This is a genomic window from Winogradskyella sp. J14-2, assembly GCF_001971725.1.
In the GTDB taxonomy this organism is placed as follows: Bacteria; Bacteroidota; Bacteroidia; order Flavobacteriales; family Flavobacteriaceae; genus Winogradskyella.
Genome location: NZ_CP019388.1, coordinates 1,223,689 through 1,244,699, shown reverse-complemented (window position 1 = coordinate 1,244,699; position 21,011 = coordinate 1,223,689). Strand labels below are relative to the sequence as shown.

Annotated in this window: 19 protein-coding genes; 8 read left to right on the top strand and 11 right to left on the bottom strand. The window is 34.2% G+C overall.

What is annotated here, in order from left to right:
- Positions 1-2 precede the first annotated feature (2 nt).
- The 3 genes from BWZ20_RS05795 to BWZ20_RS05785 all read right to left on the bottom strand — a co-directional run bounded on the left by BWZ20_RS05795 (position 3) and on the right by BWZ20_RS05785 (position 2,933).
- Positions 3-539, bottom strand: a complete 537-nt coding sequence (locus tag BWZ20_RS05795; RefSeq protein WP_076617575.1) for an RNA polymerase sigma factor — start codon at positions 537-539, stop codon at positions 3-5.
- Between the two features lie 190 nt (positions 540-729).
- Positions 730-1,743 (bottom strand): UDP-N-acetylmuramate dehydrogenase, encoded by a 1,014-nt coding sequence (gene murB, locus BWZ20_RS05790; RefSeq protein ID WP_076617573.1) that lies wholly within the window; start codon positions 1,741-1,743, stop codon positions 730-732.
- Positions 1,743-2,933 (bottom strand): pyridoxal phosphate-dependent aminotransferase, encoded by a 1,191-nt coding sequence (locus tag BWZ20_RS05785; protein ID WP_076617570.1) that lies wholly within the window; start codon positions 2,931-2,933, stop codon positions 1,743-1,745. The genes murB and BWZ20_RS05785 overlap by 1 nt, the downstream gene beginning before the upstream one ends.
- 113 nt (positions 2,934-3,046) lie before the next feature.
- Here BWZ20_RS05785 and BWZ20_RS05780 point away from each other — a divergent pair, with 113 nt between their 5' ends.
- Entirely contained in the window at positions 3,047-4,402 is a 1,356-nt protein-coding gene (locus tag BWZ20_RS05780; RefSeq protein WP_076617566.1) for a retropepsin-like aspartic protease, read from the top strand.
- Between the two features lie 29 nt (positions 4,403-4,431).
- On the opposite strand, the gene BWZ20_RS05775 is transcribed toward BWZ20_RS05780, so the two are convergent.
- The gene (locus BWZ20_RS05775; RefSeq protein ID WP_076617563.1) at positions 4,432-4,860 is read right to left on the bottom strand and encodes a DUF1573 domain-containing protein; all 429 of its coding nucleotides are present in this window, start codon (positions 4,858-4,860) and stop codon (positions 4,432-4,434) included.
- A 187-nt stretch (positions 4,861-5,047) separates the two neighbouring features.
- On the opposite strand from BWZ20_RS05775, the gene BWZ20_RS05770 reads away from it, so the two are divergent.
- Complete coding sequence (locus BWZ20_RS05770) at positions 5,048-7,681, top strand: valine--tRNA ligase (protein WP_076617560.1); 2,634 nt, start codon at positions 5,048-5,050, stop codon at positions 7,679-7,681.
- Positions 7,682-7,857: 176 nt separating this feature from the next.
- Entirely contained in the window at positions 7,858-9,294 is a 1,437-nt protein-coding gene (locus BWZ20_RS05765; protein ID WP_076617558.1) for an NADP-dependent isocitrate dehydrogenase, read from the top strand.
- A gap of 252 nt (positions 9,295-9,546) precedes the next feature.
- On the opposite strand, the gene rodA is transcribed toward BWZ20_RS05765, so the two are convergent.
- The 6 genes from rodA to purH form a co-directional block, all read right to left on the bottom strand.
- Positions 9,547-10,827: a rod shape-determining protein RodA gene (gene rodA, locus BWZ20_RS05760; RefSeq protein WP_076617555.1), complete on the bottom strand. Its 1,281-nt coding sequence runs from the start codon at positions 10,825-10,827 to the stop codon at positions 9,547-9,549.
- Positions 10,827-12,764, bottom strand: coding sequence for a penicillin-binding protein 2 (gene mrdA / locus BWZ20_RS05755; RefSeq protein ID WP_076617552.1), 1,938 nt, complete (start codon positions 12,762-12,764; stop codon positions 10,827-10,829). The genes rodA and mrdA overlap by 1 nt, the downstream gene beginning before the upstream one ends.
- Positions 12,761-13,267 (bottom strand): rod shape-determining protein MreD, encoded by a 507-nt coding sequence (mreD, locus tag BWZ20_RS05750; protein WP_076617550.1) that lies wholly within the window; start codon positions 13,265-13,267, stop codon positions 12,761-12,763. Before mreD ends, mrdA begins: the two co-directional genes overlap by 4 nt.
- Positions 13,260-14,081, bottom strand: a complete 822-nt coding sequence (mreC, locus tag BWZ20_RS05745) for a rod shape-determining protein MreC (RefSeq protein ID WP_076617547.1) — start codon at positions 14,079-14,081, stop codon at positions 13,260-13,262. The genes mreD and mreC overlap by 8 nt, the downstream gene beginning before the upstream one ends.
- Positions 14,082-14,092: 11 nt before the next feature.
- Positions 14,093-15,121, bottom strand: coding sequence for a rod shape-determining protein (locus BWZ20_RS05740; protein WP_076617544.1), 1,029 nt, complete (start codon positions 15,119-15,121; stop codon positions 14,093-14,095).
- 113 nt (positions 15,122-15,234) lie between these two features.
- Positions 15,235-16,764 carry a bifunctional phosphoribosylaminoimidazolecarboxamide formyltransferase/IMP cyclohydrolase gene (gene purH / locus BWZ20_RS05735; protein WP_076617542.1) on the bottom strand — a complete coding sequence of 510 codons (1,530 nt, stop codon included), beginning with the start codon at positions 16,762-16,764 and terminating at the stop codon, positions 15,235-15,237.
- Positions 16,765-16,907: 143 nt separating this feature from the next.
- On the opposite strand from purH, the gene BWZ20_RS05730 reads away from it, so the two are divergent.
- Positions 16,908-18,161: an ABC transporter permease gene (locus tag BWZ20_RS05730; RefSeq protein WP_076617539.1), complete on the top strand. Its 1,254-nt coding sequence runs from the start codon at positions 16,908-16,910 to the stop codon at positions 18,159-18,161.
- 50 nt (positions 18,162-18,211) lie between these two features.
- Here the strand turns inward: BWZ20_RS05730 and BWZ20_RS05725 are convergent, their stop codons facing one another.
- Positions 18,212-18,685 (bottom strand): GAF domain-containing protein, encoded by a 474-nt coding sequence (locus tag BWZ20_RS05725; protein ID WP_076617537.1) that lies wholly within the window; start codon positions 18,683-18,685, stop codon positions 18,212-18,214.
- Positions 18,686-18,776: 91 nt separating this feature from the next.
- On the opposite strand from BWZ20_RS05725, the gene xrtF reads away from it, so the two are divergent.
- The 4 genes from xrtF to BWZ20_RS05705 all read left to right on the top strand — a co-directional run bounded on the left by xrtF (position 18,777) and on the right by BWZ20_RS05705 (position 21,010).
- Positions 18,777-19,328 (top strand): exosortase family protein XrtF, encoded by a 552-nt coding sequence (gene xrtF / locus BWZ20_RS05720; protein ID WP_076617534.1) that lies wholly within the window; start codon positions 18,777-18,779, stop codon positions 19,326-19,328.
- Positions 19,321-19,749 (top strand): exosortase F system-associated membrane protein, encoded by a 429-nt coding sequence (locus BWZ20_RS05715; protein WP_076617531.1) that lies wholly within the window; start codon positions 19,321-19,323, stop codon positions 19,747-19,749. Before xrtF ends, BWZ20_RS05715 begins: the two co-directional genes overlap by 8 nt.
- A 49-nt stretch (positions 19,750-19,798) precedes the next feature.
- Complete coding sequence (locus BWZ20_RS05710; RefSeq protein ID WP_076617527.1) at positions 19,799-20,212, top strand: HYC_CC_PP family protein; 414 nt, start codon at positions 19,799-19,801, stop codon at positions 20,210-20,212.
- Positions 20,213-20,284: 72 nt separating this feature from the next.
- Positions 20,285-21,010: a heavy metal translocating P-type ATPase gene (locus tag BWZ20_RS05705; RefSeq protein WP_076617524.1), complete on the top strand. Its 726-nt coding sequence runs from the start codon at positions 20,285-20,287 to the stop codon at positions 21,008-21,010.
- The last annotated feature ends 1 nt before the right edge of the window (position 21,011 follow it).

Below are 21,011 nucleotides of genomic sequence, written 5' to 3'. Positions count from 1 at the left end.
TATTATTGTGGGTCATAAACTTTTTTAAGTTCACGCAGCCCTATTTTTAATCTCGATTTTATAGTACCAAGCGGAATGTTTAATTCGTCACTGGCTTCTTGTTGTGTCATACCTTGAAAAAACAAGGCATCTAAAACAATTTGGTACTTTTCCTCGAGTCGCCCAACATGCTCTTTAATGTCCAAAACATCTTGGTTTAAATTACTTGATGGTAAGATATATACGTTTGAAGTATCGATTTGGACTTCTTTGTGATATCTATTATTAAAACTTCTTAGTTTATCAATAGCTGTATTTCTAGCAATTCTAAAAAGCCAAGTAAATAGTTTAGCCTTTTTGGGATCGTATTTGTGAGCATTTTTCCAGACTTTAATAAAAGTTTCTTGCAAAGCATCTTGTGCAATCTCTTCGTTTATAGTTACCTTTAAAATAACTCCGTAGAGGCTGCTAGAATAGTTTTCGTATAACAAGTCTAAGGCACGCTTATCACTTTTGCCTAGTAAATCGATTATTTTCTGTTCGGTTGGTGTAACGCTCAAAATGTTAAAACCTTAGTTTTTAGATTTTTAAAACATCCAAAATGGATTTGCTAACGTAAATATAATTAAATACAGTAATATAAGTATTTGCTATATAAAGTTAGAGTAATCATTTTTCTTAGAGATTGGTTAATAGCGCAAAAGGTTATTCTAAATTTAAAAGTCGTAATTTTAATTGCGGCTTTTGTCTTTATATAATGTTTACTTCGGTTTCAATAGAGATATCAAAAATTCGCTTTATGGTTTTCTGAATTAATTGTGAGAGGTTGTAAATATCAATTCCTTTAGCATTACCATGATTAACTAAAACAAGAGCTTGCTTATTGTGTACTCCATAATCAGTAAATCGTTTACCTTTAAAACCGGCTCGTTCTATAAGCCATCCAGCTGGTACTTTTACCATACTATCGGACACTATATATGAAGGCACATCGGGAAAATTAGCTTGTAATTTATTGAATTGTCTTTTTGAAATGACAGGGTTTTTAAAAAAACTTCCGCTGTTGCCTATATCTTTTGGGTCTGGTAATTTGCTTTGTCTTATAGCTATTACGGCATTAGACACATCTTTAATCGTTGGGTTATTAATTTGTAAATCTTGGAGTTGTTGCTTAATTGCTCCATAAGCTGTATGCAGCTTGTGATGGTGTTTGCTTAGCTTAAATGTAACACTAGTAATAATGTATTTGCCCTTTAGTTCTTGTTTAAAGACAGATTCTCTGTAGTCAAAACCGCAGTCATCCTTATAAAATATTCTGCTGTCTTGGTTTTTGATATTAATAGCCTCACAACTTTCAAAAACATCTTTAAGTTCTACACCATAGGCGCCTATATTTTGGATAGGTGAGGTGCCAACATTACCTGGAATTAGGGATAAATTCTCAATGCCACCATAGTTGTGCTTTAAACACCAGAGTACAAATTGGTGCCAGTTTTCGCCAGCCATGGCTTTAACAAATACAGAGTCATCGGTTTCATTAACGACTTCAATGCCTTTTAAATTAATGTGTAACACTAAGGCTTCAATATCTTTAGTGAGCAGCATATTACTTCCGCCGCCCAGAATAAAAAAAGATTGGTCGTTTTTAGTCTTTAAAATTTCTGAAAGCACAGTTGTATTGGTAATGTTGCAGTACTGTTTTGCCTTAGCGTCTATGCCAAAGGTATTAAAAGGTTGTAATGAAACATTGTGCTCTATGACCATTAGTCTTTGTATGCTTTAAGCGCTTCTTCAAGTATTTTTACAGCTGTTTTAAGGCTGTCCTCATTTAATACGTAGGCAATTCTAATCTGATTTCGCCCAACACCAGGTGTAGAGTAGAAGCCAGCGGCAGGCGCTACCATAATAGTACTGTTATTATATTCAAAAGATTCTAATAGCCAACGTGCAAAATCATCTGAGTTTTTTACTGGTAACTCTGCAATACAATAAAAAGCACCATTGGGTTTTGCTACTTTAACACCTGGGATGTTTTCTAAACCTTTAATTAAAAGGTTTCTGCGCTTTACGTATTCTTGCTTAACATCATCAAAATAACTTTGAGGTGTATCTAAAGCTGCTTCGCTAGCAATTTGGGCCAATGTTGGTGGACTTAATCTGGCCTGCGCAAATTTTAGGGCTGTTGTTATAACCTCTTTGTTTTTTGAAACTAAGTAACCAATACGGGCGCCACACATACTGTAACGTTTAGAAACAGAGTCTATAACTATGGCATGCTCATCTAACCCAGCTTCTTGTAAAATTGAATAATGCTCAATACCATCGTAAACGAATTCTCTGTAGACTTCGTCGGCGATTAAGAATAGATCGTGTTTTTTAACAATGGCAGCTAGCTTACTTATTTCTTCTTTAGAATATAAATAGCCTGTTGGGTTGCCCGGATTGCAGATTAGAATAGCTTTAGTTTTGGGAGTAATTAGTTTTTCAAACTCTTCAATTGGAGGTAGAGCAAAATTATTTTCAATTTTTGAAATAACAGGAACTACCTTTACACTAGAAGCAGTTGAGAAGCCATTGTAGTTTGCGTAAAATGGTTCTGGTATTATAATTTCATCATCCTCATCCATAATACTACCAAAAGCAAATAATAAAGCTTCACTACCACCTGTGGTTACAATTATATCACTATGAGTAACATTAATATTATTGCGTAGATAGTACTTTGCAATTTTCTTTCTGTACTCCTCAGAGCCTTCAGATCTAGAATAGGCTAGGATATCTAAAGAGTGCACTTTAACAGCATCTAAGGCAATAGTAGGCGTTTTAATATCTGGTTGTCCTATATTTAAATAGTAAACGGTTTTTCCTTGTTTGTGCGCTTCTTCAGCATATGGCACCAATTTTCTAATGGGCGACTCTGGCATATTAATACCTTTCTCGGAAATTTTTGGCATGATAAAATAATTAGAGTGCTAAGTTCCGAAATTTCTTAAAGTTTCTACAAAAAATAACGTCAAAAATATGTGGTTGGTTAAAGATTTGTAAATTCCATAAAATCTAACATGTCTTGAAAAGATCCTGTTTACATTTACTAGTGCTGCAAATTTGTGTAAACGTCTGGTTTATTGGCGCTCAAGGTCAGTTCTTCTTAAAAGAGAAGGTAAGCCAGAAAATTAATTTCGAATTTGCAGCTAATCTTATTGTGGTGCCTGTAGAGATTAATGGTATCGAATTATCTTTTGTTTTAGATACAGGAGTTAGTAAACCAATACTGTTTAATCTTTCACCCAATGATTCTATCGATTTAAAAAACACTAAAACTTTTTACTTACATGGCTTAGGTGCAGACGGAAAAATTGAAGCGCTAAAATCGACCTACAATAGGTTTAAAATCGGAGATGCTATTGGTAGTAGTCAAGATCTGTACGTGGTTTTTGATGCAGATATAAATTTTACGTCAAGGCTTGGTGTTGCTGTTCATGGCATAATTGGGTTTGATGTGTTTAAGGATTTTGTGGTAGAGATTAATTACAATTCAAAATATATTCGACTACATAAGCCTGAGTTTTTTAAACCAAAAGCATCAAAAAGGTGGCAAACCATTCCAATAGAGATTTACGATAAAAGGCCTTATTTAGATGCAAAGATTAACCAAAACGGTACTGAGAAAAAGGTGAAACTTCTCATTGATACAGGAAGCAGCGATGCGCTATGGCTATTTGAAGATAAAGCGAAAGGGTTACAAACCTATGATTCACTTTTTTTTAGAGACTATTTGGGTAAGGGGTTAAGCGGATCAGTGTATGGTAAAAGGTCTAAGATTAATAAGTTTTTATTGAGTGATACTCATCTCGATAATGTAAATGTTGCTTACCCAGATTCTGCATCTGTAGATATTACCAAAGTTTATAAAGATAGAAATGGTAGCGTAGGTGGTGATATCTTAAAGCGTTTTAATATGTATATAGACTATACTAATAAAAAGATGCATTTTAAAAAGAATAGTTATTTTAAAAAACCATTTGTCTACAATAACAGTGGTATTGTGTTAGAGTATAATGGTAGCATGTTTGTAAATGAACGCGTAGAGCTTCCTTCAACAGATGGTTATAGTGATACATACAATCCTAATGTTGTAAAGATAGATGTATCTATAAGTCATAGAATGTTGCTAAAGCCAATGTATAGAATAGTAGAATTACGCCAATCTTCTAATGCATACGCATCTGGTCTAAGGGTTGGTGATATTGTATTAGGTATTAATGGTAAGGAAGTCTACAACATGAAGCTAAACCAAATAAACGAAATTTTGTTTGGCGAAACAGGTAAACTTGTAAGGCTAAAAGTTGAGCGTTATGGAGCTGTGAAGAACTATAGGTTTAAGCTAGATAACGCTTTAAAAAGAAATAAGCCCTCAAATTGAGGGCTTATTAAATTTATAGAAAGTTGAGTTTATTGCTCAATCATACTTTTTTCTTTTTTTTCTAAAACACTCGTCTTGTCAGGATCTACAACGAGACCTTTTATTTTTAAAGCAACTGTTGGAGTTTCAGCGTTAGAAAACACTGTAATGGTTTTTCTAATTGGATTAACTCTCTTTGTGTCATACTTTACTTCAATTTCACCTGTTTCGCCTGGCATAATTGGTTCTTTAGGTTTTTTAGGTACTGTACAACCGCAAGTAGATTTTACATTAGATATTACTAAAGGAGCATTTCCTGTGTTGGTAAACTCAAATGTTCTTACACCGTCGGCACCTTTTTCAATAGTTCCGTAATCAATGACTGTGGTTTTAAATTCTATCTTAGCTACTTTCTTCTCCTGGCCAAAAGATCCAAAACTTATTAAACCTACAAATAGAATGGCTATAAAATTTTTCATCATTTAAATTTTTAAATTGATACTATCAAAACTACTTACTTTTTAATTCCCATCAAAATTAATTAGATATAATGCACGCTATTTAACAGAATTTAAAGCATTACATATATATTAACCAAGGTAATAATTTTTCAAAAAAATAAATATAAGTACTTTTGTCAGTTACTTAGCAAAAACGATACCAAATATGGAAATTTCATCAAAATATAATGCATTGTCAGTAGAAAAAAAATGGTACAACTACTGGATGCAGCACAAGTATTTTCATTCTACTCCAGATAATAGGGAGCCTTACACCATAGTAATTCCGCCACCAAACGTTACAGGCGTTTTACATATGGGACACATGCTCAATAATACCATTCAAGATGTGCTAATTCGTCGTGCGCGTTTGTTGGGTAAAAATGCATGTTGGGTTCCTGGTACAGATCACGCATCTATTGCTACAGAAGCTAAAGTTGTTGCCAAGTTAAAAGAGCAAGGCATAGATAAAAATGATTTAACACGTGACGAATTTCTAAAACATGCATGGGATTGGACGCATGAATATGGCGGAGTTATCCTTGAGCAATTAAAGAAATTAGGATGTTCTTGCGATTGGGATAGAACCAAATTTACAATGGATGATGATATGTCTGAAGCCGTAATAAAGGTGTTTGTAGATTTGTACAACAAAGGCTTAATTTACCGTGGTTACAGAATGGTAAATTGGGATCCAGAAGCTAAAACAACATTGTCTGATGAAGAAGTAGAGTATGTTGAAAAACAAGGAAAGCTTTACTATGTAAACTATAAAATTGAAGGTTCCGATGAAACTTTAACGATTGCAACAACACGACCAGAAACTATTTTAGGTGACTCAGCAATTTGTATTAACCCAAACGATCCAAGACATCAAAATCTTAAAGGTAAAAAAGCAATTGTACCGATTTGTAAACGTGTAATTCCAATTATTGAAGATGATTATGTAGATGTAGAATTTGGTACGGGTTGTTTAAAAGTAACACCAGCACACGATGAGAATGATAAAGTCTTAGGCGATAAGCATAATCTAGAAGTCATAGATATCTTTAACGAAGATGCTACCTTGAACAGTTATGGAATGCATTACGAAGGACAGGATCGTTTCGCTGTTCGAAAAGCTATTGTTAAGGAGCTAGAATCTCTAGGGCAAATTGAAAAAATTGAAGATTACACAAATCGTGTTGGCATTTCTGAGCGTACAAAAGCGATTATAGAGCCGCGTTTAAGCGACCAATGGTTCTTAAAAATGGAAGACCTAGCAAAACCAGCTTTAGATGCTGTTCTTACCAATGGTGAGGTGAAATTATTTCCAAAGAAGTTTGAAAATACGTACCGTCACTGGATGGAGAATATCAGAGATTGGAATATTTCGCGCCAATTGCTTTGGGGACAACAAATTCCTGCGTATTACTATGGCGACGGGAAAGAAGATTTTGTAGTTGCCGAAAGCATTGAAGAAGCGCTTGAGTTGGCCAAGGAAAGAACTTCAAACTTCGAGCTTCAAACTTCAGACTTAAAGCAAGAAACTGACGCACTAGACACATGGTTTTCATCTTGGTTATGGCCAATAAGTGTTTTTGATGGAATACGAAATCCAGAAAACCAAGATATAAAATACTATTACCCAACCAATGATTTGGTAACAGGTCCAGACATTCTATTCTTTTGGGTAGCGCGTATGATTATTGCTGGTTACGAGTACAAAGATCAGAGACCATTTGAAAACGTCTACCTCACAGGATTGGTAAGAGACAAGCAAAGACGAAAAATGTCAAAGTCGCTTGGCAACTCACCAGATGCTTTAAAACTTATTGAAGAATATGGTGCAGATGGTGTGAGAGTGGGCTTGCTATTGAGTTCCGCAGCAGGTAACGATTTGTTGTTTGACGAAGCTTTATGCCAACAAGGTAAAGGTTTCGGAAATAAAGTTTGGAATGCCTTTTATCTAACAACACTTTGGGAAGTGTCCGATAAAATAGAGCAACCACAATCTAGCAAAATTGGTTTAGAGTGGTACCAGGCTAAATTCCAAAAAGTATTAGTAGAGATTGAGGACCATTTTAGTAAATACCGCCTTAGCGATGCATTAATGGCCATTTACAAATTGATTTTTGATGATTTCTGCGGATGGTTACTAGAGATTGTAAAACCAGCTTATGGTGAGCCAATTGATGCAAAAACATACTATAAGTTAATCGCACTATTTGAAGACAACTTAAAAATTATGCATCCATTTATGCCATTTATCACTGAAGAAATATGGCAATCTATAAAATCAAGAACACCAGAAGAAGCCTTAATCATAGCAAAATGGCCAGCTCAAAAAGAGGCGAATGAAGCATTAATTTCTCAGTTCGATTTTGCATCTGATGTAATTTCTGGTATCAGAAACATTAGAAAACAAAAGAATATTGCTTTTAAAGACGCTATTGGATTCTCAGTTGTAAATAATGAAAACGCCGAGACCTCGTTCGATGAGGTTATTGCTAAAATGGGTAATCTATGTAGCTTTGATTATGTAAACAAACCTATTGATGGCGCGTTGACTTTTAGAGTAAAATCTAATGAATACTTCATTCCAATGGAAGGTAGTATAGATGTTGAGGCTGAAATTAAAAAGTTAACCGAAGAGTTAAATTATACAGAAGGATTCTTAAAATCCGTACAAAAGAAGCTATCAAATGAGCGCTTCGTAAACAATGCGCCAGAGCAAGTTGTGGTCTCAGAAAAGAAAAAAGAAGCTGATGCTCTTGCTAAAATTGAAACGATTAAAGCGAGTTTAGACAGTTTCAAATAGTTAAAGTTTCTTAAAAAAGATAAAGACCTATGTCTGCAAAAATTCAATTTATGTAGTATGGGTCTTTTTTACGAAAGAATACATAAATAATTTTTATGTATACTATATTAAACATATATAAAAATATATAAAAAAGGAATGTCATCTTTGCAGTGTATTAATAACTAAACACAATTATGATAAAAATAGCACTAGCAAAAGGTGATGGTATTGGTCCTGAAATTATGGATGCAACCCTCAATATCCTAAACGCTGCGGGAGCAGATCTAACTTTCGAGGAAATTGAAGTAGGAGAAAAAGTATATTTATCTGGTAATTCTACTGGGATATCAAACGAAGCTTGGGAGTCTATTAGAAAAAACAAAGTGTTGTTAAAAGCGCCAATAACAACACCTCAAGGCGGTGGTTATAAAAGCTTAAATGTAACCATGCGTAAGACCTTAGGATTGTATTCTAATGTAAGACCGTGTCGTAGTTTGCATCCATTTGTAACTACAAAACACCCAGAAATGGATGTAGTTATTATAAGAGAGAACGAAGAAGATTTATATGCTGGTATAGAACACCAGCAAACAGATGAAGTTGTGCAGTGTTTAAAGCTCATTAGCCGCCCAGGTTGCGAGAAAATCGTAACCTACGCATTTGAGTATGCAAAAAAATACGGCAGAAAAAAAGTAACCTGTTTTACAAAAGATAATATTATGAAGCAAACCGACGGTTTATTTCATAAAGTTTTCGATGAGGTAGCAGCACGATATCCAGATATCATAAATGAACACTGGATCGTAGATATAGGAGCAGCATTGCTAGCAGACTCACCAGAAGATTTTGATGTTATTGTGATGCCTAATCTTTATGGAGATGTCATGTCAGACATTGCAGCGCAAATAACAGGTTCAGTTGGTTTAGCAGGCTCTGCAAACATAGGACAAGAATGTGCCATGTTTGAAGCTATCCATGGCTCTGCACCAGATATTGCAGGCAAAGATATTGCAAACCCTTCTGGGTTAATAAATGGTGCCGTAATGATGTTAAATCATGTAGGGCAAAATTCAGTAGCCGAGAAAATTCAGAATGCTTGGTTACGTACTATAGAAGACGGTGTGCATACTAACGATATTTACGACTCTGTAATGAGTACAAAACGTGTAGGTACAAAAGCATTTGCAGAAGCGGTTATTGATAATTTAGGTAATAAACCAACGCAATTACCAGAGGTTTCTTTTAAAGACAATACACCACTAATATTACCAAAGTATCAAAGAAAGCCTTCTAAAAACAAAAAGGTTGTTGGTGTAGACTTGTTTGTAGATTGGCATGGATATGACGCAGACATTCTCGCAGAGAAACTCCAAAAACTTAATAACGATGCGTTAGAGTTATCTATGATTACCAATAGAGGTATTAAGGTTTGGCCTAATGGTTTTAAGGAAACATTTTGTACGGATCATTGGCGATGTAGATATATTGCAAAAGAAGGGGAAGAATTGCCTAAAATAAAAATTGTAGACATTTTACAGTCAGCTATAGATCATGGTATAGATGCTATCAAAACAGAGAACTTATATACGTTTGATGGTATAAGAGGCTATTCTTTAGGTCAAGGGCAATAAGTAAAAGATTTTTGTCTTCTAGTTGTTTTACAAAAAAGGAACGGTTGCCCAGGTAATAGAGTCAGCCAGTTGCAACGAGGATGTAATAAAAGTTAAAGACACCAGTAACAGATACACTATATTGGTAAATTTTTTCATAGGTTGTTACATACTAACTAAATAGTTTCTGTGATTATTGTGCTTAGATTACAGAAAAATAGAGCGTAAAATTTGGTTAGTATTATAGTAGTTTATCTTTACTAGGTGTCTTTTTTACCACTCGTTTATTTTATTGCTATCAAGTTTAATAAAAATAAACAATAATATAGTAAATCCCCAAAGGCCAGAGCCGCCATAACTAAAGAAAGGAAGTGGTATGCCAACTGTTGGTATTAAGCCCATTACCATACCAATGTTTATGGTAAAATGAATAAAGAGGATTGAAGCAACACTGTAACCGTATACACGACTAAATTGCGATTTTTGAGCTTCGGCCAGATATAAAACTCGTACGATCAGAAAAACAAATAAAAGTACAACAGCGCTACTGCCCAAAAAACCCCATTCTTCGCCAACAGTACTAAATATATAATCTGTTTCTTGTTCAGGAACAAACTTCCCAGTAGTTCGAGTACCTTCAAAAAATCCTTTTCCCGTTAACCCACCAGAGCTTATAGCCTCTTCTGATTGAATGAGGTTATAAGCCTCAGCTTTTCTCATTCGTTCGAGCTTTACAGGATCTTTTTCTAGACGTAACCAAAGACTAATTCTGTTTTGTTGATGTGTTTGTAATCCGTGCTCATAAAATAGTTTTACACCATAGGCAAATGCAACAGCAATACATAAAACAAGGACATATTGAAGTTTTGAAGCGCGTTTCTTTTTTCTAAAAAAATAACGTATTGTGAGTACGATTAATGCCACTATGGTGGTGGCTATAATACCAAATTTTAAAGAAAGCACAGCTAATACGATAAGTGAAATAACAATTACCAAATAGATTTGCTGTAGGCCCTCTCTGTAAAACACAAAGAAAAAAGCTAAATAAACTATAGTGCTACCTGCATCATTTTGCAATAAAATTAGTAAAGCGGGAATAAATATTATAGCAGCAACACGAATTTGATCCTTTAAGGTTTTCATGTTAGTTTGTATATCGCTTATGTACTTTGCAACGGCTAGGGCCGTAGCAAATTTGGCAAATTCACTGGGTTGGATGGTCATACTGCCTATACCATACCAAGAACGTGCACCATTAACATCTTTGCCAAACACAAAAAGACCAAGTAACGATAAAATAGCTGCCAAATAGATGATACTAGAGAACCGTTCATAAAACTTAGCCTCAAGCGATAAAATTAGAAGGATGATAACAAAAGTTAACCCAATAAAAATCAGTTGTTTTCCATACAGTTCTGACATGTTGAAGTAACTCGTTACCTCACCATCATGAGAAGCTGATAAAATATTAACATAGCCAAAGCCAACCAATAGAAGAAAAAGGATTATGGTTATCCAATCAAATTTAAAACGTCTTTGGTTTTCTCTTAGCATTAATTACTTTTTAAGGTCTCATCGTTCTCGGACTCCATAGCATAATTATCTATAACCTGAAGTGTTGTTTCTCCATTTATTTTAAAGGGCTTACCAGACAAAGGCTTTGCATATTCATTCTCAAGACTATGTGTTAGTATCCAATTTTCTAAATCGGTTCTTGTGATATTGCCTTTAATATATTTTTCAATCATTAAACTGGCCATTCGCCCTGCAAAACGACTTCCCCAATATCCGTTTTCAACAAAAACAGCAATGGCGATTTTAGGATTATCTTTAGGGGCAAAAGCAACAAAAATAGAATGATCCGTTAATTGGGTTTTTTTACCATCAATTATCGCAAAATTTTCGGCAGTACCAGTTTTTCCACAGATTTCAATTCCATCAACTTTTAAAGCTTTGGCAGTGCCATCGTTATAAACATCGAACATGCCTTCAATTACAGGTTCAAAATGTTTTTTATCTACAGAGGTGTACTTAGGAGTTGTAAATTTTGAAGGAATAGTATCACCTTCAATACTTTTAATAATGTGTGGCGTGTAATAATAGCCACGATTTCCTATAGCAGCAGCCATATTGGCTAACTGAATTGGTGTAGCTTCAACTTCACCTTGACCAATAGCATTAGATACTATATATGTAGAACCCCAACGATTATCACCATAAGCTCTGTCGTAATAATTACCATCTGGTATTCGGCCTGGTCTACCCACTGATAAGTCGTTATTTAAAAAATCACCTAGGCCAAAACTTTTTGCGTGTTTTGCCCATTTATTCATACCCTCACCTGCATCATCGTATTTATCAATAATACGTCTGTATACATTTACAAAATAGGCATTGCAAGATTGAGCTATTCCCATATTCATGTCAACCGGACTTCTATGGTGATGGCAGCCCGTTAAACGTCTGCCACCATAATAATAGCCCATTCTACAGCTAAATTTATCGTGCTCATCCACTACACCCTCTTGTAAGCCTATAAGTGCATTAATAACCTTAAACGGCGAACCAGGAGGATACTGCGCTAGTAGGCCTCTATCAAACAAAGGCTTTGCAATACTGTCATAGTGCAGTTTTGTATAATTTTTAGATCGGTTTCTTCCAACCAAAAGATTTGGGTTATAACTAGGCCCTGTAACCATGGCCAAAATTTCGCCACTACTGGGTTCTATAGCAACAATACCACCTCGCTTATGTTTCATGAGAAGTTCACCATAAGCCTGTAATTCTGAATCTATAGTAATTGTAATGTCTTTGCCTGGTACTGGTAAGGTGTCTAATTGTCCTTCTCGAAAAGCTCCAATATTTTTATTGAATCTGTCTTTTTGAATAAATTTTATCCCTTTTGTTCCACGAAGTATTTCTTCGTAAGATTGCTCAACTCCTTGTTTACCGATTAAATCTCCTAATCTGTAATAAGGTTGTTGTTTTATAATACTTCTATTAACTTCACCAATGTCACCTAAAACGTTGGCGCCGATTGTGGTTTGATAAGACCTTAGGGATCGTTTTTGGATATAAAAACCTACATATTTTCTCATTTTTTCTTGTAATACAGCATAGTCGGACTTTGATAGCTGTGGTACAAAAGGAGATGGTAGTCTCGGCGAGTAGTTTTTGGCACGTTCTAATTTTTTATCATAATCTTCTTTGGTTATTTTTAAGAGATTACAAAACTCGATAAGTTCGAGAGAATCTAGCGGCTCTACCTCACGCGGAATAACCATAACATCGTAGGATGGTTGATTGGCCACTAGCAATTTTCCATTTCTATCGTAGACGTAACCGCGTTTTGGGTAGGTGTATTCTGGCTTAATAGCCGTATCTTCAAAAATATTATAGTCGTAGCCGCCATACACTTGTAGATAAAATAGACGCGCTATAAAAATAAGACCAACAAGGATAACAGCTGTTAGGAGTAAAAGTTTTCTCATTTTTTGTTTCGACTAAATAGCATTACAATCAGGATACAAAGTATTATAGTAAAAATACTAGAGAATAACGTTTTTTTCAAGATTAAAAGTGTGCTAGAGATGTTAAAAACTTCAAGCGAAAATAGAATGAGGTGATGGGTTAAAGTACCAAGTGTGATGTACGTGATTAAACTTCCAAGTTCGGTATTGCTAAATTTAATGCTTTGATGTTCGTAGAGCATACCAAATGAGGTTTTTAAGAAAATCGGTCTTGCATATGCTAAAAGCACTGATGCAGCAGCATGTACACCACCAGAATCTAAGAACATGTCTACTAACATGCCTAAAAGAAAACTGGTTATGAGCAATATGAGGCGTTCTTCTCTTATAGGAAATAGAAAGATGAAAATAATATATACATAAGGATTGATGTAACCTAAAAAATTTATATGACTACATATAATGACCTGTACTAAAAGCAATACAACAAAACGAATACTATTTACACCAAGAACACTACTCATTACTGTTGTTTTGCAGGTTTAAAATTTCATTTCTATCTCGGTTTTCTAGAATATAAATTGTTCCTATATTAGTCATGTCATTGAACAATTTTACTTGTATGGTGTAAGTGTCTCCGCTAATGTCAGTTTCAAAATTTTCAATACGTCCTATATTGATTCCTTTTGGGAAAATAGAAGATTGCCCACCTGTAACAATGGTGTCACCTTTTTTTACAGGTGCAAACTTAGATACGTCTATGAGTTGCACAAATTCTGGGGACTTTCCGTTCCAGGTTAATGAGCCTATGTGGTTTGAGTTTTTTAATTTAGCGTTAATTCTACTTTTTTTGCTTAAAATAGAAAGGACAGTGGCATAATTTTTTGAAGTATTATTAATAATGCCTACTATTCCTCTTGATGTGATTACTCCAAGATCTTGCTTTATGCTATCATTCTTGCCTTTATTAATTGTGAGATAGTTATTAGTTAAGGAGTAACTGTTTTTATAAACATCTGCTATAGTTATTCTGTAATTTTCCTTATAAATTAAAGTGTCAATAACGGTATTGCTTTCCGAGTTTACAGAATTAAAAAGTTGTTCTCTTAAACGTCTATTCTCTTCTGCTAGGATTTTATTTTCTTGCTCTAAATCAAAGTATTTGTCTATTGAATTTACAGTGCCGTAAACACCACCAGATAAAGCGTTCGCAGAGTTTATAAATTTGCTTCTATGGTAAGAATGTGATTGGATAGTAAGTGCTAAACCTATACTAAAAAGCAATAAAAACAACAGAAAGGTTTTGTTTCTAATAACAAAATTAATGATTTGTTGCATTTATTTGCCTTTTACTTTATCAATACGCTTTTGTATTTAGCTAAGTTTTTTAGTACAATACCTGTACCTCTTACTACTGCTCTTAAGGGATCTTCTGCGATATAAACTGGTAAGTCTGTTTTTTGTGATAGACGCTTGTCTAATCCTCGTAACATAGAACCTCCACCAGCAAGATAAATACCTGTGTTGTATATATCAGCTGCCAATTCGGGAGGTGTTTGTGATAGCGTTTCCATTACAGAATCTTCTATTCTTAAGATGGATTTATCTAATGCTTTAGCAATCTCTCTATATGAAATTTGAACCTGTTTTGGCTTACCTGTTAAAAGGTCACGCCCTTGCACACTCATGTCTTCTGGTGGTAATTCTAAATCTTCGGTAGCAGCACCAATTTGAATTTTAATTTTTTCAGCAGTTCTATCTCCAACATACAAGTTATGCTGCGTACGCATGTAATAGATAATATCATTGGTAAATACATCACCAGCGACTTTTACAGATTTATCGCAGACGATACCGCCTAATGCTATAACTGCAATTTCGGTAGTACCACCACCAATATCTACAATCATATTACCTTTTGGTTGCATAATGTCTACACCAATACCAATTGCTGCTGCCATAGGTTCATGGATAAGATATACTTCTTTACCATTAACACGCTCACAAGATTCTTTTACCGCTCGCATTTCAACCTCAGTAATACCAGAAGGTATACAAACAACCATACGTAATGCAGGATTAAAAAACTTTTTCTTAAGCGCAGGTATGTTTTTTATAAACATACTTATCATTTGCTCAGAGGCATCAAAATCTGCAATTACTCCGTCTTTTAGCGGTCTAATTGTTTTAATGTTTTCGTGTGTTTTACCTTGCATCATGTTGGCTTCTTTACCAACAGCAATTATCTTATTGCTAATACGGTCTCTTGCTACTATAGAAGGGTTATCTACAACAACTTTGTCATTGTGTATAATTAGTGTGTTTGCGGTTCCTAAATCTATGGCTATTTCTTCCGTTAGGAAATCAAAAAATCCCATGCGCGTTTATAATATTATTTGGGTTATTCTTGTCATAAGCTTATGACCATGCGTAAATGTAATAAATTATACGGTATTTCTGCCCTTATAGATGTTTTAACTCAATATATTTTTTAATGTTTAAAATGACGTGTTCCGGTAAAGACCATAGCAATATTATTTTTGTTGCAATAATTGATACTTAATTCGTCTTTTATTGAACCTCCAGGTTGAATTACAGCAGTAATACCAGCGTTGTCTGCAATCTCTACACAATCTGGAAAAGGAAAAAATGCATCACTTGCCATAACGGCACCTTCTAAATCAAAGTTGAAAGATTTTGCTTTATGAATGGCTTGATTTAAGGCATCTACACGACTGGTTTGCCCAGTTCCACTTGCTAGCAGTTGTTTGTTTTTAGCAAGAACTATGGTGTTAGATTTAGTATGCTTACAAAGTTTAGAAGCAAAAATTAAGTCTTCTTGTTCTGCTGCTGATGGTGCTTTTGTTGTCGCTGTTTTTAAGTCTTCAAAACTGTCAGTTTTGTTATCCTTGTCTTGAACTAAAATACCATTTAAACATGTTCTAACAGTTTTTTCAGATAGCTCTGTATCATTTAATACTAAAAGAATTCTGTTTTTCTTTCCTTTTAAAATCTCTAAAGCATCGTCACTAAATGAAGGTGCAATAACAACCTCACAGAATAACTTATGAATTTCTTCTGCAGTTGCTTTATCAATTTCTGTATTTGAGATTAAAATACCTCCAAAAGCAGAAACAGGGTCACCAGCCAGAGCATCTACATAGGCTTTATAAATGGTGTCTCTTTGCGCAAAACCACAAGCATTATTGTGTTTTAAAATAGCGAAAGTAGGATCTTCATCTTTAAATTCTAAGATAAGATTTACAGCAGCATCAACGTCTAAAAGGTTGTTGTAGCTTAATTCTTTACCATGAAGTTTTGTAAACATCGCATCAAAATCACCAAAGAAAAATCCTTTTTGGTGTGGGTTTTCGCCATAGCGTAGTGCTTTTCCTTTTGTTTCACTGATTTTTAAAACGGTTTCTTTTTCATCTGTATTGAAATAGTTAAAAATAGCCGAGTCATAATGTGAAGATATATTAAACGCTTTCGTTGCAAAACGCTTACGGTCTTCTTCAGATGTTTCTCCATTTTTAGTTTCTAACAACTCTAAAAATTCGGCATAATCATTAACAGAAGAAACACAAGTAACGTCTGCATAGTTTTTAGCGGCAGCTCTTATAAGTGAAATACCTCCAATATCAATTTTTTCAATAATATCTTGATTGCTTGCTCCAGATGCTACCGTTTTTTCAAAAGGGTATAAGTCAACAATGACCAAATCTATTTGCGGTATTTCAAATTCTGCAAGTTCGGCAACGTCACCTTCGTGATTTTGACGATTTAAAATACCACCAAAAACTTTTGGATGTAATGTTTTAACACGACCACCCAAAATTGAAGGGTAAGACGTAACATCTTCTACAGGTACTACATTGACACCTAAATCTTTGATGAATTTTTCCGTTCCACCAGTTGAATAAATGGTTACGTTGAGATCGTTTAATTTTTTTACAATGGGTTCTAATCCGTCTTTACTAAATACCGAAATTAGTGCCGAAGCTATGGTTTTGTTGCTCATAATGTTGTGATGTGATTTTGATGCTGCAAAAATAAAATAAACAATAGTATAAACTTAGAGGTTATATTAGTTTCTTTAAGTTTTTTGTAACAATAAATTGTTGAAAACGTCCTATCTTTAAATTGTTTTAAAACAACCAACACATGCTTGTCTATTTTAGAGTTTTTAAAGAGAGTTTTTCGTTCGCGTTAAATGCTCTCAGAAATAATAAGTTGCGTACCTTTTTGTCACTTTTGGGCGTTACAGTTGGTATCTTCTCTATTATTGCTGTTTTAGCTGCCGTAGATTCATTAGATAAAAACATTAAGGAAAACCTATCTGGTCTTGATAAAAACACCATGTACCTCACTAAGTATTCGTTTGGGCCGACTGATGTGCCACGTTGGAAACGTGATAACTTTCCGCAAACAGAGTATGATGATTATGAGTTTGTAAGACGTAATATACCAGACATTGAAGAGTCTGCCTATGTGATTTTTGGAGGAAGAGAAACCATACGATATCAAGCAGAAACACTGACTAATATTGAAATTACACCCATCTCTCATGGTATATATACTATAGATGATTTAAAAATTGACAAAGGACGTTTTTATTCAGAACTAGAGTCAGATACAGGTGCACCTGTTATTGTTATTGGTTACGAATTAGCTGAGAATCTGTTTGGCCAGTCTAACCCAATTGGAAAAGTGGTGCGAGTTTACGGTAGAAAATTAACGGTTATAGGTGTGCTAGAAAAATATGGCTCTGGATTCGGTGACTCGCCAGATGTAAAAGGTTTTGTGCCTGCAAATTTTGTGAGACAATTTAGAAATGGAGGTGTAGATGGTTTACCAGGCGCAGTAGTTATAAAACCAAAAAAAGGTGTTGACATTGGTGCTTTTGAGAGTGTATTAAAGCAAAAATTTAGAGCCTACAGAGGGCTAAAAGCCGATGAAGATGATGATTTTTTTATTAACAAATTATCTGGTTTGGTGTCTTTTGTAGATGCTATTATTGGTACGCTTAATCTTGTTGGATGGGTAATAAGCGGGTTTTCACTTTTAGTTGGTGGTTTTGGTATTGCAAATATTATGTTTGTAAGCGTAAAAGAGCGAACAAACCTAATTGGAATTCAAAAATCTTTAGGAGCCAAAAACCGTTTTATTTTATTTCAATTTTTATTCGAAGCTGTAATTTTAGCGGTTGTAGGTGGTTTAATTGGTCTTTTTCTTGTTTATATCACCTCCTTAATTATGAATGGAGTAGTAGGTGAAGACTTTGAGTTTGTGCTGTCTTTTGGCAACATGTTCCTTGGTTTTGCCCTTTCTACGTTTATAGGATTAATATCTGGAGTAATACCTGCGATTTCGGCATCTCGACTAGATCCTGTTGAGGCCATTAGAACAGGAATGTAGTATTTTAGTTAGAAGTTAGAAGTTAGAAGTTAGAAGTTAGAAGTTAGAAGTTAGTAGTTAGTGGTATCATTGATTAGACGAGCCACTTCTTTGCAAACAAACTCTAAAAAACGCTCATCATCCTCTGTAAAAGGATCTGGAGTATTAGAGTCTATATCTATTTGCCCAATATTTTCTCCATTCACAAAAATTGGAATTACAATTTCAGCTTTTACAGTAATGCTACAAGCTATATAATTGTCTTGCGCAGACACATCTGGCACTACAAAGTTTTTATTACTTACAGCAACTTGTCCGCAAATGCCTTTTCCAAAAGGGATTATGGTGTGATCTGTTGGCTCACCAACATAAGGCCCTAGTTTTAATTCGTGTTTATCACCATTTTTAAAATAGAAACCAACCCAATTGTAATAGTTTACATTGGCTTCGAGAAGCTCGCAAATTTTTAATAGACGCTCGTTTTTAGTAAAGTTAGTATTAGATACTATTGATTTTACTTCGGGTTTTAGGGTTTCAAAAGTCATAATTGCAAATTTTTGGCAAAAATATCTAAAAGCTTGAATTTTAAATTAGGGTTTTCATAAATTTAACAGCACTCTAATAAATAATTTTCATTTGAAAGAACTCTTAACGAAATATAAACTGGTTATAAGATTCATTATTACCTTTTTAGTGGTTTATGGAGTATTAACAGTAGGTTATTATTTATACCTTAATTTATCTGATGGTTCTAAATACTATCCAGATTATATGACAAACTTGGTCGCTAGACAGACAAACTCCTTGCTGAATAGTATTGGTTATGAGGCTAAAGTTATACCGCATCCTCATGAGGCTTCGATGAAGGTAATTATTGACGGAAAATTTGTAGCCAGAGTTATAGAAGGCTGTAATGCAGTGAGCATTATTATTTTGTTTTTATCGTTTATTGTTGCCTTTGCAGGAAAATTTAAATCAACATTTTTTTACTGCTTTGCAGGCAGTATTATTGTGTATGCTTTTAATCTAATACGAATTGTTATTTTATCTGCAGGCTTGTACCATTATCCTTGGAGGAAAGAAGTGTTGCATAATATAATTTTTCCTATGCTAATTTATGGAACAGTGTTCTTGCTTTGGATGTTTTGGGTTAATCGTTTTTCTAAATCTGTAAAAGCCAATGCCTAAATTAACTCGGTACATATGCGTTGTTTTGTTGTTCTTGGTTTTAGTAGCAATAAGAGCTTTTGAAGATTACTTGTTTTACGACCCTTACCTTACCTTTTTTGAAAACGATTATCTTTACTTAGACAATCCAAGACGCGAAGTTGCTAAATTGGTAGTTTTTACTAGTCTTAGGTTTTTACTCAATACGTTGGTATCACTAGGGATTTTGTACCTAATTTTTTATGATAAAGTGATGATAAAATTTTCAGCCATGTTATACATAGTCGCTTATGTGTTGCTGATAGTTCCCTTTTTATATTTTGTGATTAACCCAAAACAAGAAGACTACTATTTGTTTTTTAATATCAGGCGATTCTTAATTCAACCAATTGGCTTAATTTTTCTATTACCGGCATTTTATTATCATAACCTTAACCGTTAAGACTTTTATAAAATTATTTCTGTTTGTATCGATTTTGTAACTTTGTAGCATGAAATGTTTATTTCTAAATAGAACCATAGCCGTAACACTATCTTTTTTAGTGTTATTTTCTACGCTTTCTTTGGCCATAGAAAAACATTTTTGTGGAGATACTTTAATAGACGTTGCAGTTTTTACCAAAGTAAAAAAATGTAATATGGAGATGCAAAGCACGCATCAATCAGAAATTGCAAAAAAATCATGCTGTAAGGATGAAACGGACGTTATTAAGGGACAAGATGAACTAAAAAGAAGTACATCCGATGATTTGCCTAACATACAAAAGAAAATACTAGTTGCGTATTGTTGCAGTTATATCAGTCTTCTTAAAGGTTCATCTAAAAAAACCATACCAAACAGTGGTTATTCGCCTCCCGAAATAGTGAAAGACATACACCTTTTGGACGAAACTTTCCTTATTTAAATAATTTAAAATTTTTAAGATTTTGTATTCGTTGAGAATACTAACTGACGATAATTTTAAATTAAATAAATCATGATACATACATATAATGTTACAGGAATGACCTGTAACGGTTGTAAGGTTTCTGTTAAAAAAGCCTTATCTGCATTGCAAGATGTGGATAAGGTCGATGTAGACCTCAGCAACAGCACCGCAACCATAACAATGAAAAACTACATTGAGGAAAGTACACTTCAAAATGCGCTTTCAGAGAAATACACTATTACAGAGCAAAATACTAAAAATGTTATTGGCACTACTCAGCCTTATAATGAAAAGAAGAGTGAATTAAAACAATTATTTCCGCTATTTCTAATTTTTGTTTATATTATTATCGCCTCAATATTGCTAAACATAAAACCATGGAATACCGATGGTTTTATGCTAGATTTTATGGGCCTTTTCTATATTATCTTTAGTTTTTTTAAGCTGTTAGACTTAAAAGGTTTTCCGCAAAGTTTTAAAATGTACGATCCTTTGGCCAAAGCACTGCCAGCTTATGGTTGGGTGTATCCGTTTATAGAGGTCGCCTTGGGACTTATGTTTTTAATGCGATTTCAAGTTAACATAGCTCTTATAAGCACCTTAATCGTTTTGGGCATTACTACGTTTGGAGTAACCAAAACCCTACTCGATAAAAAATCGATTCAGTGTGCATGTTTAGGAACTGCCTTAAAATTACCAATGACCAAGGCTACATTTATAGAAAACAGCATAATGATTATAATGGCTTTTATAATGCTGTTTAAAACCATATAAT

Bases quoted from the DNA above. Each gene is read 5' to 3' on its own strand.
- BWZ20_RS05775 (WP_076617563.1), bottom strand. From the start codon at position 4,860: ATGAAAAATTTTATAGCCATTCTATTTGTAGGTTTAATAAGTTTTGGA.
- purH (WP_076617542.1), bottom strand. From the start codon at position 16,764: ATGAGCAACAAAACCATAGCTTCGGCACTAATTTCGGTATTTAGTAAA.
- BWZ20_RS05710 (WP_076617527.1), top strand. From the start codon at position 19,799: ATGAAATGTTTATTTCTAAATAGAACCATAGCCGTAACACTATCTTTT.
- rodA (WP_076617555.1), bottom strand. From the start codon at position 10,827: ATGCTAAGAGAAAACCAAAGACGTTTTAAATTTGATTGGATAACCATA.
- mreD (WP_076617550.1), bottom strand. From the start codon at position 13,267: ATGAGTAGTGTTCTTGGTGTAAATAGTATTCGTTTTGTTGTATTGCTT.
- BWZ20_RS05740 (WP_076617544.1), bottom strand. From the start codon at position 15,121: ATGGGATTTTTTGATTTCCTAACGGAAGAAATAGCCATAGATTTAGGA.
- BWZ20_RS05770 (WP_076617560.1), top strand. From the start codon at position 5,048: ATGGAAATTTCATCAAAATATAATGCATTGTCAGTAGAAAAAAAATGG.
- BWZ20_RS05785 (WP_076617570.1), bottom strand. From the start codon at position 2,933: ATGCCAAAAATTTCCGAGAAAGGTATTAATATGCCAGAGTCGCCCATT.
- BWZ20_RS05705 (WP_076617524.1), top strand. From the start codon at position 20,285: ATGATACATACATATAATGTTACAGGAATGACCTGTAACGGTTGTAAG.
- BWZ20_RS05730 (WP_076617539.1), top strand. From the start codon at position 16,908: ATGCTTGTCTATTTTAGAGTTTTTAAAGAGAGTTTTTCGTTCGCGTTA.
- BWZ20_RS05715 (WP_076617531.1), top strand. From the start codon at position 19,321: ATGCCTAAATTAACTCGGTACATATGCGTTGTTTTGTTGTTCTTGGTT.
- murB (WP_076617573.1), bottom strand. From the start codon at position 1,743: ATGGTCATAGAGCACAATGTTTCATTACAACCTTTTAATACCTTTGGC.
- mrdA (WP_076617552.1), bottom strand. From the start codon at position 12,764: ATGAGAAAACTTTTACTCCTAACAGCTGTTATCCTTGTTGGTCTTATT.
- mreC (WP_076617547.1), bottom strand. From the start codon at position 14,081: ATGCAACAAATCATTAATTTTGTTATTAGAAACAAAACCTTTCTGTTG.
- BWZ20_RS05765 (WP_076617558.1), top strand. From the start codon at position 7,858: ATGATAAAAATAGCACTAGCAAAAGGTGATGGTATTGGTCCTGAAATT.
- BWZ20_RS05725 (WP_076617537.1), bottom strand. From the start codon at position 18,685: ATGACTTTTGAAACCCTAAAACCCGAAGTAAAATCAATAGTATCTAAT.